Annotated in this window: 16 protein-coding genes and 1 pseudogene; 2 read left to right on the top strand and 15 right to left on the bottom strand. The window is 60.0% G+C overall.

The annotated features are described in order from the left end of the window. Positions 1–140: 140 nt before the first annotated feature. Positions 141–1100, top strand: a complete 960-nt coding sequence (locus tag VJZ71_05715) for a hypothetical protein (GenBank protein ID HKQ47545.1) — start codon at positions 141–143, stop codon at positions 1098–1100. 165 nt (positions 1101–1265) lie between these two features. Here the strand turns inward: VJZ71_05715 and VJZ71_05720 are convergent, their stop codons facing one another. The 14 genes and pseudogenes from VJZ71_05720 to VJZ71_05785 all read right to left on the bottom strand — a co-directional run bounded on the left by VJZ71_05720 (position 1266) and on the right by VJZ71_05785 (position 12125). Next, positions 1266–1400, bottom strand: coding sequence for a hypothetical protein (locus VJZ71_05720; protein HKQ47546.1), 135 nt, complete (start codon positions 1398–1400; stop codon positions 1266–1268). 415 nt (positions 1401–1815) lie between these two features. After that, on the bottom strand, positions 1816–3732 hold the full coding sequence (locus tag VJZ71_05725; protein ID HKQ47547.1) for a galactose oxidase-like domain-containing protein: 1917 nt from the start codon (positions 3730–3732) through the stop codon (positions 1816–1818). A gap of 99 nt (positions 3733–3831) precedes the next feature. After that, positions 3832–4776, bottom strand: coding sequence for a DUF2231 domain-containing protein (locus VJZ71_05730; protein ID HKQ47548.1), 945 nt, complete (start codon positions 4774–4776; stop codon positions 3832–3834). Positions 4777–4931: 155 nt separating this feature from the next. Next, positions 4932–6284: a copper oxidase gene (locus VJZ71_05735; GenBank protein HKQ47549.1), complete on the bottom strand. Its 1353-nt coding sequence runs from the start codon at positions 6282–6284 to the stop codon at positions 4932–4934. Beyond that, on the bottom strand, positions 6284–7654 hold the full coding sequence (locus VJZ71_05740; GenBank protein HKQ47550.1) for a TolC family protein: 1371 nt from the start codon (positions 7652–7654) through the stop codon (positions 6284–6286). Before VJZ71_05740 ends, VJZ71_05735 begins: the two co-directional genes overlap by 1 nt. Positions 7655–7853: 199 nt before the next feature. Continuing rightward, positions 7854–7937, bottom strand: a pseudogene (locus tag VJZ71_05745) (heavy metal-binding domain-containing protein). Between the two features lie 464 nt (positions 7938–8401). Beyond that, a complete protein-coding gene (locus VJZ71_05750) occupies positions 8402–8632 on the bottom strand; it encodes a hypothetical protein (protein HKQ47551.1) in 231 nt (76 codons plus the stop codon). A 12-nt stretch (positions 8633–8644) separates the two neighbouring features. Then, positions 8645–8830: a four-helix bundle copper-binding protein gene (locus VJZ71_05755; GenBank protein HKQ47552.1), complete on the bottom strand. Its 186-nt coding sequence runs from the start codon at positions 8828–8830 to the stop codon at positions 8645–8647. Positions 8831–8852: 22 nt separating this feature from the next. Next, the gene (locus VJZ71_05760) at positions 8853–8978 is read right to left on the bottom strand and encodes a hypothetical protein (protein HKQ47553.1); all 126 of its coding nucleotides are present in this window, start codon (positions 8976–8978) and stop codon (positions 8853–8855) included. A gap of 43 nt (positions 8979–9021) precedes the next feature. Next, entirely contained in the window at positions 9022–10062 is a 1041-nt protein-coding gene (locus VJZ71_05765; protein ID HKQ47554.1) for a DUF2314 domain-containing protein, read from the bottom strand. 11 nt (positions 10063–10073) lie between these two features. Further along, a complete protein-coding gene (locus tag VJZ71_05770; GenBank protein HKQ47555.1) occupies positions 10074–10397 on the bottom strand; it encodes a hypothetical protein in 324 nt (107 codons plus the stop codon). Then, positions 10394–10570 carry a hypothetical protein gene (locus VJZ71_05775; protein ID HKQ47556.1) on the bottom strand — a complete coding sequence of 59 codons (177 nt, stop codon included), beginning with the start codon at positions 10568–10570 and terminating at the stop codon, positions 10394–10396. The genes VJZ71_05770 and VJZ71_05775 overlap by 4 nt, the downstream gene beginning before the upstream one ends. Before the next feature lie 3 nt (positions 10571–10573). Next, positions 10574–10930, bottom strand: coding sequence for a four-helix bundle copper-binding protein (locus VJZ71_05780; GenBank protein ID HKQ47557.1), 357 nt, complete (start codon positions 10928–10930; stop codon positions 10574–10576). 571 nt (positions 10931–11501) lie between these two features. Then, on the bottom strand, positions 11502–12125 hold the full coding sequence (locus VJZ71_05785) for a class I SAM-dependent methyltransferase (GenBank protein HKQ47558.1): 624 nt from the start codon (positions 12123–12125) through the stop codon (positions 11502–11504). 79 nt (positions 12126–12204) lie between these two features. On the opposite strand from VJZ71_05785, the gene VJZ71_05790 reads away from it, so the two are divergent. Beyond that, complete coding sequence (locus tag VJZ71_05790; protein HKQ47559.1) at positions 12205–12438, top strand: hypothetical protein; 234 nt, start codon at positions 12205–12207, stop codon at positions 12436–12438. Between the two features lie 148 nt (positions 12439–12586). Here the strand turns inward: VJZ71_05790 and VJZ71_05795 are convergent, their stop codons facing one another. After that, on the bottom strand, positions 12587–13318 hold the full coding sequence (locus tag VJZ71_05795; GenBank protein HKQ47560.1) for an MgtC/SapB family protein: 732 nt from the start codon (positions 13316–13318) through the stop codon (positions 12587–12589). Positions 13319–13415 lie beyond the last annotated feature (97 nt).

Raw genomic sequence — 13415 nt, forward strand, 5'->3', positions numbered from 1 at the left:
CAGTGGTTTGATCAATCCCAAGTCCCAGCAGTAAGCATGTTTCTGATATTGATTCACGGCGAGCTGCTCTTGACGCAGGCGATGGGGCCGTTACGCTGCTCTAACTGAGACTCAGTCTCAATTAGTCAGGAGGGACCCAGATGGCCCGTAGTTCGATCCTCGTTGTGCTGTTGTGTGCCGGAGGATGTTCCCAGAACCGCACCGGCGTGCTGGTCATGGCCCACGGAGGCAGTCCGGAGTGGAATCGGGAGGTCGAGGCGACCGTCATCCCGCTTCAGCACCAGTACCCAACCGAAATCGCCTTCGGCATGGCCGCGCCTTCAACCATCGAGGCTGCAGTGGAGAGGCTTGAGGCTCGCGGCGTGCAAAGGATCGCCGTGGTGCGGATGTTCATCTCCGGTGAGAGCTTCGTCGAGCCGACCGAGTACATCCTGGGACTGCGCTCCGACCTGCCCGAGGATCCGCACGCGGGCCACGCGATGGCCGCCAAAGCACATGGCTCGCATGAGACGGCGTCACACCACCCTGTCGAAACGGTGTCCTCATTGGAAACGGGTCACGGACACGCTGCGCACTCCGGCGATTCACCAGACCATCACATGGAGCCGCCGAGGAGAATCACGGTCCATGCGCAGATCGTCATCAGTCGCGATGGCGTCGTCGACTCCCCGCTCATCGATCAAATCCTCGTAGATCGCGTCCGCGCTCTGAGTCGCGACGCATCGAGGGAGTCGGTGCTGATCCTCGGACATGGCCCTGGCGACGATAGCGAAAATCAGCGCTGGCTCGCGAAAATGGCGCAGCGGGCACAGGGCATCCATCAACTCGGGGCGTTCCGACATGTCCAATGCGAGACGCTTCGCGAAGACTGGCCGGAGAAGCGTGTCGAGGCGGAGAAACGCATCCGGCGATTCGTGCAAGAAGGGAATCGCGACGGTGGCCGCGTCATCGTCATTCCGTTCCGTGTCGCAGGCTTCGGGCCGTACAAAGAAGTGCTCGACGGCTTGACCTACGTCGCCGACGGACGCGGCTTCTGCCCCCATCCCAATATGACTCGATGGCTGGAAGAAACCGTTGATCAGACGGACGCCGCGCAATAGCTGTCTTCTATGTCTCCCGGTTCAGAGGCCGCACGCGGTTGCGTCCTCTATGCCTCGGGGCGCCAGGCACCGGTCACATGCAACGCCTTTCGGCGCGCAACAGGCATGTGGGCACGCCGGCGGCGTCTGCCTACCATCGCTTCCGACAGGTTGACCAGAGATGGGCTACGCCATCATCTGATTGAAAATCTGCTGCATCGATTCGAACATCGGACCGAAGAGCATCGTCATCATCTCGCCAAAAAACGACATCATACCCATGAATCCCATGAAGGCGCCGTCAAACATGCCACCCATCATATAGTTCTCCTATGGCTGCACCGGAAGGCGACGAACGGTCAATCGCCGGTCCGAAAGGATGCCAATTCCGGCCCGACTTCCGTCATCGGGCAACCGGAATGGGCTCATTATTCCACTGGCAATTTCCGTGCCACACTATCCTTCCATTACTGCAATCCCCTTCAAGGTCCGCCGTTTCTCTGTTGCCGATCTTTCGGGTTTATCGTGGATAGATTCGAATTTCCGAAGGCATCCCGACGGCGGTGTGGGTCTGCTTCCGAAGGCCCAGCGGAGAAGAAAAAGAGGCCATGAGGAAGGAGGCCTGAATGTAACTTATTGCCCCAGCATGGCTTGCATTCTTCATGGCTGTCTTTTCTCCTCGTTCGACATGGCCACGCATGACCAACTTCCTTCCAACCGCATTCAGAAAATCGAGCTACAGCGCGAGAAGCCGGGTAACAAAAGGTTGCAAGTCCGCACCATCGGCGACGCCGTTCATGCTTAGATCGGCCATGCTGATTTCAGCACATCCAGCGTCCGGGTCGAGCAGCACCGCAACAAATGGGGCGATGTCGGCTGTATCGACACGGCCGCTGCCATCAAAATCACCGGGGATCACTGTCTGAGAATCCACACGAATAATCTTCGCGACCGAGGGGATGTCATCAACCATCGCGAACAGCATGTAATGGCCCGCTGGAAGGGCATTGGCGTTCATAGGCAGAGTGACGCAAGCCTCTAAACTCGATTGCTGTACAGGCAGTTCCAGGCGGCGGGGGACGCCGCCATCGACCCAGTGCGTATGCGCCCCGCAGCCCATGAGCACAACGCCCGTCAAGCTCATGGTTGGGAAAATGTCGAGAGCAATAGTTTGCCCAAGGCGCGGCTGAGTCGTTGAAATCTGCGTGATCTGCGGACGCACACCCCGGAAAAGATATGGCGGCGAAAACGCTTCGATGTCCGCACTCGTCGGTCCAAACTGGAATTTAATGTGAGTTCCCCCGGTCATGACCACGCGGCCATCCGGCACTAGCAAGGTCACGGCGTGATACTCGCGGAACCAGTTCATATCCGCGACGCGCCGCCAGGTATTGCTTGGCGGGTCGTACAAGTCTGACCACTTGACAATGCCGAGGACACTGGGATCCGGCGGAGGATTAGCCTGGGTTTCGCCGCCCGCCGCGAGGACCCGTCCGTCGGGCAATTGAACGACCTCGGTCTGGAAGCGGACTAGCCCAGAATTCGATGTGAGGCTCCAGGTCTCGGTTGACGGGTTGTAGATCTCGCCCATGGTGGAGTTGGTTGTTCCATTTGGGCGAAGAATGCCGATTACGAGTGCCCGACCATCGGCCATCATGACCAGCGAATGATCCGAGTGCCCGGGCCAGCCGCGCGTCGGTTGATTGAAATTACCGGTAGCACGCCATTGACCGCTCACGGGGTTGTAGAGTTGCGGCGGCGACCAGGTGGCCAGCACTTCGCCGGTGTGCAGCAGTGCAGACGGCGGAAACTCGCAGGGATTGAGCATCGATCCCGTGTAACTCCAGGTCAGGGTAGACAAGTCCATTCTTTCGCAAGTCTCGGTGCGTACCGCCGAACAGCAGGTGCCGCCGCCCATCACCAGAAAGGAACCGTCGGCCAGGCGCGCGAGCCCAGGATACCAACGGCCGGTCGGGTGCTGGAGGTCCGGCGGATCGTCCCATGAATCCGTTAGTGAGTTGTAAGCTTTCACCCAACGCACGGCATTGGTGAATGAGCCGGGGTCGTCCCCGTCCTGTCCGCCGATCATCATGATCCGTCCATCCGCCAGCAGACTTGAACTCATGCAACCCTGCGAGGACCAGGAGCCGACCGGGAACGTTTTCACTCCGCTAACCGGGTCAAAGAGGACGGGGTCCACGGTGTCGTGACAGTAAAAGATCTTACCGTCGGGGCGAAGGATCGCGATGTCCGTAGCATCGAAGAACTCGGGCAGCGTGTTACCGATGACTGTCCACTGGCCTGGGTGCGACTCTGGACCGAGCAGGAACGTGTGTGCAAAAGTCCCACCCTTGACCACGGCTTCGATTTCGATGTACTCCCGACTCAGACTGCACGCGCCCAGCCGCCAGATATCGACAACGGGAAGATTTGCAAACGTGAACTGACCCAGGGCATCGCTGCGCGTTTCCTTGAAGAACGTCAGAGTTGGTTCGAAGAGGATGACGCGGGCATTGGGAATGGGCGCCTGAGTCGCACTATTGCGTACCTCGCCGGTCACTTCGTTGCCTCGCACCGGTGCGGTCACGGCAACCAGGCCGGTAAGAACATATATGCTCATCGAAGGCGAGAACTGCGCGCCAGGCCGAATCATGAGCTGCCCCTCCGAATAGTTGTACTCTGATTATACTCGACAGCAGGTGCCCAACGCATAAGTCAGCACCAGGGCACGCTATATGCGATCAGCCATTGTCTATTGGTGATGGTCGCGCGTTTCCACTTTGTCATGACCATGTCCAAAGGTCATCGTCGCCCCCAGATGGCCCTGCACGATCAGGGCCAGAAGCAGTGCCGTTGCACACATTAGATAGAGCTTCTCAGGTCTATCCCCACGTCTGTAAATGATCGCGCGCCAGAACGCAAGCCCTGGGATGAGGATCGCCAAGCAAGTGCCTAGCCATGGATGGATGGCCATTTGCCAGTGGCCCATGTCGCCGACTTCTCCAAGCCATCGCCAGCCTGCAAGCGCCGTAAATGGAGTCGTAATGGCTGCGAACAGCAATACCCACCAGCCTGCCGCGCTGAGCGACTGCCGATGAAGCAGGCGGCCCAGCCAGTCCGCCAAAACCGCGATGGGGAACAGACCGGCTGTAAAGTTCACCAAGAGCGGATGAACCGGTGGTAGCATGATGATGTGATCATGCTTATGCTCGCCCCGCCGGTCGTTGTGGCCGCTTGCGGCCTGATCATCTCGGTGCGAAGCGCTTTCGGTGTGCGCAAACTCTTCGCGATTCTCGCGCTCGTGCGGCGTGGCGTGCTCGTGCTCGCGTCTCTCTGCATCTTGGAGATGAGGGGCTGCCGCCGATTTCTGGTGTTCGACCTGGAGCTGTATCTCTCGCCATTTGCCATTGTCCCAGACATACATCGCGCTTGGTCGGATGGACCGAAAATCATCGAGAATCCGTCCCTCGACCTTCACCGTTGCCCCGGCGTACGGAGCGAGCACCGCCGGAGAGGTAAGCAGATAAAGCAGGTCCTGCAGCTTCTCGCCACCTTTGGGCAGGACCGCAGCCAGCCCACCTTCCGCCAGTCGCTTTGCTGCCTTTGCAAGACGATCGTTCTCGGAGCCTGGGTCTGAGGCAAACCATGCTGCATCGACGAGGATACCTTCAACGATCGTTGAGGTGGTCTGATCCATAACTTTTTCGGTCGGCTTGTCGGAACCTCCGTGCTGATGCTCTTGCGCTATCGCTATGGCCCCGACGAGGCAAAAGACTAGAGCACAAGAGATCACCAGCGAATTCAGGCGCCTTGCCTGAACTCTTTCGAAGTCTCGTGCCGGAGACCGCTTGTTCAATGGCGGTGGTCCTCCTGCGCATTCTTCTTTGCCGGTGCTGTAGTTGTCGGCTGATAGAGGGGTGCATTCGATTCCACTTCTCGCCATTCCACGGGTTCAGCGACCATTCCTGCGGCGTGATCGTACCAACCGGGATCTTGATAGCTCGTGATGTCCGAGCGAACTTTCAGCACGGTCATCATCCCGCCCATGTCGATCGTGGCAAACGGGCCTTTTCCGCCGACCATCGCGACGGTATTCCACGGCTGCTTCATGGCGTGCTCCATGCTCATGCCGCCCGTCCCCATCGTCATGTAATCGGGTACCAGCCGGCGGATCTTCGGCTCCAGGTCGTCGGTCTTCACGGCGATCATGTTCGGGAACCCGTGACCCATCTGGTTCATGATGTGATGCGTCATGTGGCAGTGCAGCGCCCAGTCGCCCGGCGCGTCGGCGACGAATTCGATGTTTCGCGTGCTGCCTACGGGCACCAGGACGGTCGTCTCCGGCCACTGCGCCGACTCGGGGATCGCCCCGCCGTCGGTGGCGGTAATCCGGAACTGATAGCCGTGCAGGTGAATCGGATGGTGACTCATCGCACTGAGGTTGCCGATGCGGATGCGGACGCGGTCACCCTGCTTCACGATCAACGGCTCCGTGCCAGGGAATGCCCGGCTGTTAAACGTGAGGATGTTGAACTCGGTCATTTCCAGCGGATTCGGTCGCCCCGTTCCCGCGTCGATGCGCCACTCGGTCAACATGATGGCGAAGTCGCGGTCGATGGGCGGATCGGGTCGATGCCGCGGGTGGATGATGAACAACCCCATCAGACCCATGCTCATCTGAACCATCTCATCGAAATGCGGGTGGTACATGTGCGTGCCGTGCTGCCGCAGCGTGAACTCATACTTGAACGTCTCGCCGGGCTTGATCGGCTTCTGATTGAGGCCAGACACACCGTCCATGCCATTGGGCAGCAGAATTCCGTGCCAGTGGACGCTGGTCGGCTCGGGCAGGTTGTTGGTCACATAGATGCGCACCCGGTCACCTTCAACCACTTCAATCGTCGGGCCTGGGGTTTGGCCGTTATAACCCCAGCAGTTCAACATCAGACCGGGCATGAACTCTCGCTGCACTGGCTCAGCAACCAGGTGAAAAACCTTGACGCCATCTACCAGCTTCCAGGGCAGCGTGTTACCGTTAGGTGTGAGTACTGGCGTGTAAGGCAGATCACCGCCATGCCCGTCCTGGGAGTCGGATCGAACCGGCGGAGGCGCATCAGCTCGTGCCTGCTCCGCGGCGCTAAGAAGTCCACGTCCGGCCGTCACAACGGCGGCGCTTGAAACGATCATCTCTCGTCGCGTGATCATCAGTGACCTCCGTGGCCATGCTCTTGAGTTTGTCGCTCCGGTTCGTGGGATTGTTGCCCGGAGGGCTCCGTCCCTGTCGGTTGCATAGTTGGCGAACTTGTCGGCAAACGCCCGCCCACCACCCGCTCCAACTCCGCGCGGGACACCCAATAGTTACGTAATGATTCGATGTACTGGCGCCCAGCATCAAGCTGTGCCTGTCGTGCCTGGAGCAATTGAATCGGCCCGATCTGCATGGCGTTGTAATGAAGCTGCGACTCCTGGACGATTCGCTCGCGCAAGGGCAGCGTGATCTGCTGGTAGCGCTCTGCCAGCCGGCGCGCCGCGAACATGCTCTCCTTTGCGACGCGAACTTCGGAGCGAATCTGTGCTGACAGCGCTGCAAAATGTTGCTGACTCTGTCGCCACATCGCCTCGGCGCGGGCCAAAGCAGGCTGTCCCTGATTGAATAGAGGCAACGTGATTTCGAGCGACGGCCCCGCCGTACCAATGCCTTCTGGCTCGCGCTCGTAGTGGCCGCCGATGTCCAGTTGAGTAACCCCGCCTGCCGCTCGCCGCAGGCGTGCAAGGCCCAGTGACTGTGCGACCGCTTCGATTTCTTGGCGGGCCTGAGAAAGTTCCAGACGTTGGGAGACCGCGAGAGACTCAAGATCATCAGGGGAAAGCTCCGGTTCCGGCAGATCGGGCAAGCGCCCGGCGATTTGCCACCGATCGGCATCTTCGCCCCACAAACCCATAAACCCGTTTAGTCGCTCGCGCAGCGTGCGCACCTCACCTTCGGACAGCGAAAGCTCTGCCATCGTTTGCTCGCGCAGCGCCTGTTCATTGCTTCGATCCAGCTCGCTGATGTTTCCAGCCTGGAATTGTCGGCTGGCTAATTCGGCCGATGCCTCGGTCGCTTGTGCAGCAGTGGCGCGCAACTCGCGAAGTTGCTTGGCGCCCTGAAGAGTGTAGAAGGCGCATCGCACCTGCGCGGCGTGTTCCACCACCGTTGAGGCGACGCGGGACTTGACCCGCTCAAATTCCGCCTCGGCCGCGCGCTTGCGCAGCGGGAGAATGAAGATGTCCAGAAAGTTCAGAACCACGTCAGCTTCAAAGGGCGTTGCGGGCCGGGCAGGAAAGCGGACCTGGCCAATGAAGACTGGGTTTTGAAGCAGTCCGGCTTTCACGAGATCGGCTTGGGCGACGCCGAGTTCTTCGTACGTTGCCTGAAGCCGTCGGTTGTTGAGCAGAGCCACCTGCACGCACTGGTCTGCGCTTAAGTCCAGAGTCAAGAGCTCTCGGACGGATTCGGTCGCCGCGGCATCGGCGTCCGTGGCCTGATTCCAGATGATTCGCTGGCCGATCCGTTCCCGCACGGCGTCTTGCACCGCACCGAATCCGGCCTCGCGCGGTACGTTCGCGCAGCCGGCAATCAGGCAGGCGAACCCGGCTGTGATTCCTCCGCCCCGCGCTTTCATTTGCTCTCTCGATCAATCAGGATTGCACCGATGCCCCTCGTCATTCGCGCGCATTCGGCGTTCCGGAAAAACATGGGCGAAGGCATCAACGACGACATTTGCATCACTTTTTCGGCACGAGTTCCATCCCGCACTTCGGGCACTTGCCGGGGGACCCCTGCTGCACCTCTGGATGCATCGGGCACGTATACACAACAGTAGCGCCGCTGTTCGGAGGCGATTCCGACTTGACGCCTCCGCTACCACCGCCGGATCCGCAGCACCCGCCGGTGCTTTGGGAGCAAGCCACGGGCATGAAGATGCCGGCACTCAAAACAACCATGGCGACGAATTTGCGAATCATGCAACCTCCATTCAGGTATCGCCAACATTATCTCAACTGGACCGCCTAATTTAGCTGATCGTCGCCCTTTCAGCGTCCGCGGCCCAGACCGGCTCCCGCACGAACGGGAGGCGCGGTGCCGTCGGGCCTGCGCAGATCATCCGCGCGGGGGGCGGCGGATCGCACAGTTTCGAGCCACGTGGTTGCGCGTCCAGTCTGCGGTACTATTCGGCACCCTGGTGACGCGTGATGGTGCAGCGTTGCAACTCGCTCGCCGGCCGCTCTCCATGTCGATGGGATCGCTCAATCTTATTTGGTGAGCAGTTTTCATGGGTTCATCCACACTGCCGATGTACGATGCCATCGAGAAGCCCAGCGATTCCCATGAGGGACAGCACGATCGCATCATTGAATAGATGTTGCTCGCTGAGGCCGAGGAACGTGCCGCCGCGCAGCGCCGCCATCCAGGCGCCCAAAAGGGCCAGGAACGCCAGCGTTCCCGCGACACGCGCGCCGACAATGGCGAACATGCCCATCCAGCGATTATCGAAGGACAACATTCGCATAGAGTTCATCGATCAGACCGTCGCCCCCGCCATCTTCCCACACGACTGGGCGCACTTGCGGCACACCTGCGCGCAGGTCTTCATTTGCTGATCCCCGTTAGCGATACGGTCGCAATCGGCAAGCAAGAACACACACGGAAGCCCGAACGCTATATAGGCCACCAGCCGCACGCATCCGTTCGTCAGAAACATTCGCATCGACGCACTCCTGAACGCCGCTTCACTTCATTCGCCCGCACATTGGACATCGCTCCATCGCCAGGAACCCGATGGCCGCGATGATCGCTGCCACCAGCACTACCACTGCGGCACCGATCAGCACTCCGCGCCAGAAGCGGTCCTTCACGGCTGTGTCTCCCGCGGGCGCACGGCCACGCACTGGCCAGCGTTTACGGGCGTGACGGAGCTTGAGCCTTCGCGGCTTCCGCGAGGACCTTCTGGGTGAAGCCGCCTTGGGGCTGCTTATCGGGGCCGACGTAGAGCCAGTCGTCCACGTCATCAAGTTTGATGTGCAGGTCCTGGCCGAACTCGAAGCCCTTTAGATCGACGGTCGCGTTAGCCAGCGTGCCATGCACCAGCTTGTCATCGATGTCGCTGATGGAGAGCCACGCGTATTCGGCGTTTTCGCCCTCCACGAGTCGGCCTTTGACAGCGAAGCGCTGGCCGGTCTTTTCACGAAAAGCGCGGACGAATTCCGGCCAGCGCTTCTTCGCCTCGTCTTCGGCCGCCTTCAAGCGCGGGTCATCATCGCGGATGAAGATGGTCGCCGGCTCGGTCAACGCCGACACGAAGCTTTGAAGGGGATCGTCTCCCTTGAGCGTTTCGGCCAGCGCCGCGTCATAGGGCAAAACACTGTCCGTGTCGGGGTTGCAAATCGCCAGCGTGTCCGGTCCGGCCAGGGCCACGGCCATTTTGCCGATCTGCTGGTAGGCCTTCTTCAGGTCACCCTCCTGTTCCGCCCAATCAATGGAAAGCCAGGCACGGTGTTCACGGATGGCCCTGGCCAATTGGCGGTCCTTCGTCTCGTCAGCCAGCTTGTAGGCATTCTTGAAGTAGGGCTCGGAGATGCTGTTGATGACAAACCTGCCCGCGTCGAGCTTGACCAGATAGTAAGGCGGCTTGGCCACGACGAAATGGGCCGCGTTTTCATCGTGCACATGCGAGATGCCGACGGCCTTCGTGATGGTGTTGGCCAACGAATGCTCGTCGAGTGGCCGCGGTTCACGAAGCAGCAGCACAAGGCACACGAGGCGATCCTCGTCTTTCGGCGGCGCCGGCGCCGGAGTGTCGTGGGCCTTCTTGTGTGCGTCTTGCGCAGCGGCGCGAGCGACGAACGGCGTCGCACTCGTAAGCGTCAGCAGCAGGCAGGCCGCCTCGGTGATCCATAGCGGCAAGCGCTCGTTGGGGCGGTGACTCCGATAGATCTTCATTTGGCTCTCCTCTAGCGATGGCGGTTGTGACTGCGGCTTCGGCCGATATTGAGTTCGAACAAAGGCCGATAGGTCTGCCGGTGATAGTCGTGACGATCGGAATAATAGATGCTGGAACGCGGATAGATCGGACGAGTTTCAAACCGGTAGTAATCGTGGTCGGAAGACCACCCATAGCCGTGGTCGCCAGAGCGGTAATAGCCGGAATAGCCCCGCGGCGCGTAGTGATGACCGGTCGATCCGCCTTCGTGGTGCTGCATTGCCGCGGCCGCGGCTGCGGCGCCACATGCTGCGATCAGAAACGCGAGCGACAGGACGAGTGAAGACGTTTTCATGAGCTGGTCCTTTCCCGATGGACGATGGCATCGATCAGCGCGGCGATCCCGAGCAGCGCCAGCAGCGCCAACATGGGCAACTCCCGCCCGACGATCACCATCGTGTGAGCGGCCCTTTCGGCGCGCACCCCGACATAGCTCGCCGGAGACGTTGATGGCGCGGTGGAGTTCATGGGTCAGACTCCCGCGCCGGCCATCTTTTCGCACGACTGGGCGCACTTGCGACACACCTGCGCGCACTGCTCCATCTGCTGGTTCCCGTTGGCGACACGGTCGCAATCGTCGGCGCAGGCGGTGCAGAGCTCCGCGCACTCGCGGCAGATGAGACTGTGGTGATGCGACGCCCGGCTCATAAACCGGGCCGCGGTCCCGCAGATGTCGGCGCAGTCCTGTAGGAGAACTTGATGCTCGGCCGACGCATGTTCGCCTCCAAGCTGGAGGCAATGAGTGGCAGTGCGGTGACAAATGTCGGCGCACTCGTAGCACTTTCGAGCGCATTCTTGAAGTTCCGGGTTGTTCATTTGATGAGGCATGAATAAGCTCCTGCGACCGAGTGCCAATTGGCAATTCTTCGGAACCGCGCTGGCACGAAGGTTCACCAATAGTAGATGCACCGCCTCAATGTTTTCTTCTTGACGGTTTGCGATAAATCCAACGTTATTTCATCGTCATCCAGAATTTAGCCCAATGTACGCGACAACCATGCTGTCTCCTGTTTATTCGCTCGCGCGGCCACGATTGCCACCAGTTGCAGGGGCCTCCGGTGACGCGGCCGGGATCGGTGGAAGGCATCGGTCGCAGGGTTGCCCTGCAGGTGCGCACCGAACGCAGCGAATCATGACCTTGCCGTCGCCACCCTCATAGAAAGCGACGTCGGTCTTGCACTCCTCACAACGGTGCCGCTGAATGTACTTGTACCGCCGGTGCTTCGGCGAGCCTGTTAAGACCCGGACCGTCTCGTCATAGCAGAGTTGACAACGGAGGCGATGCCCCTCGCCTGCCGGAATGACCTCGTGCACGACTTTCGACTCCGGTTGCCGACAACCAGCCAGTGCGAGCAAACCGATGGCAAGGCCACCGAATCGCAACCATCGGATCAGGAAGTTATTCATGGCACTCCTCCACGGATGAAATCGCGGACCTCGGCTTTCGTCCGCGTATCGCAAGGATGATGTCGAGATAGACGCTATCGATGCTCGTGATCTCAAACCCCGCCTTGAGGACGTTGCTTACGGTGTCTCGATTCATCTCCGTGCCGAGTCGACGGGTCCACAGCGTCATCAGGTCCAGCGTCAGGCCGAAGATCGTGTTGCGGCTGCGGACATGCTCGATCATCAGCAGCTTGCCGCCCGGCCTCAGAACTCGATACAGTTCCCTTAAGGCGCGAACAGGATCGGGCACCGAACAGAATGTACAGGAAGTGACTGCCATGTCGAATGAGGCATCGAGAAACGTGAGATCCATCGCGTCCGCTTCGACCAGCTTCAAATCGCCATTGTATCTCTTCTGCCGTCTCTCCGCGCGACGGAGCATTTCGTTGCTGATGTCCACCGCCACGATCCGGCGACCTGGGGGAAATTGAGCGATGTCAACGCCGGTTCCAACGGCCACGAAGAGAATACGCCCCTCCATGTCGCGGAACAGCGTAGATTTGGCCGGCCCGCGGCGTAGTGTCGAGCCCTCGCACACATCGTAAAGCCTGGCGCGCAGATCCCATACTGAAGACATCGCTCACCTCAATCGACATGAGTAGATTTCGCACAAGGATCGCTTCACCTTCGCGCCGTAAATTGCTACATAAATGAACATGGCCGCCCCAAAGCACGCCCCAAGTAAGATTGCCGTAGCGCCGCTGGATTCGCAGCCGAACATGTGCAAGGTGCAAATGGACATTGGACTGACCATCCCGATGACCATGGAGGGTGTCATGGTTTCAATGGAGCCGAGTAGCGGCGCGGCGCAGAACGCCATCAGCATCTGGACCAACATCGTCGCGGCCATCCCGACGATGCATGTCACGGCAAAGTTCCAGCCCAATTGATGCAAGCCGTACATCACCAATGTGGTAACGATCCCGACAGCAACTAAGAACAAAAGGTCGCCGATGCCAAACAGAGTGTTTCGCCATCGCTCTTCCAATCGGAATGATGGCCGCTTATGTAGCGCCCGATCATGGGCGGTTGTCGCGATCATCGAGTTGGCTCCTGTGCCGGAGGCGAGGCCGGCGTCGCCGTTTCGACGATCCGACGCACGCAGGACAACGCAGCAAGCGTCGCCAGAAAGCCGCGATGCTGGCGATGACGGACGCAACACCGAACCGACACGGCGCCGATCTCTTCAGTAGTGCATGCGAATGAGACAAGCTCGTCAGGAACTTGATGATCGTCGAGGATTTCTTGAATCAGCCAATGGGTTCTACCCTCACTGGGGTCGAAGTCGATCCGCATCGTGGCCCACTGGCACCGACCGCAAAGAACAGACTCGATGGTGCGCTCGGCTGCCAACGTACCAACCACTAACAGTGTGAAGAGAACGCCCGCTGCGGCGTAGCCGCTGCCTAGCACGACGCCGATGGCGGCGACTACCCAGATCGCTGCGGCCGTCGTGAATCCGGTCACCGCGCCTCGTCCGTGGATGATTGCGCCCGCGCCCAGGAACCCGATGCCCGTCACGACTTGAGCGGCGATGCGGCCGGGGTCGGCGCGGTCGCCGGCGACCAGCAGGCTGGCCTGTGTGAAGATGCTCGCACCCAGACAAATGAGCATCATCGTTCGCAGGCCGGCAGGTTTCTGCCGCTTGCCTCGCTCCACACCGATCACGGCGCCGCATAGGATTGACAGAACAGCCACGATCACCCAGCAGTACTGGTGCGGCAGCAGACCGTGGATGGTGCCCATCCAGCCTGGGATTCCATCGTTCATTATGCCGCTCCCTTAATCGCCCTAATGAATCTGATTGGTTCCACCGACATCAATCGCCTCGTCACAATCCGTAGCGCGCACGTCAAAAGCCAGTCTC

The sequence above is a fragment of the Phycisphaerae bacterium genome, assembly GCA_035275405.1.
Lineage (GTDB): Bacteria > Planctomycetota > Phycisphaerae > UBA1845 > UTPLA1 > DATEMU01.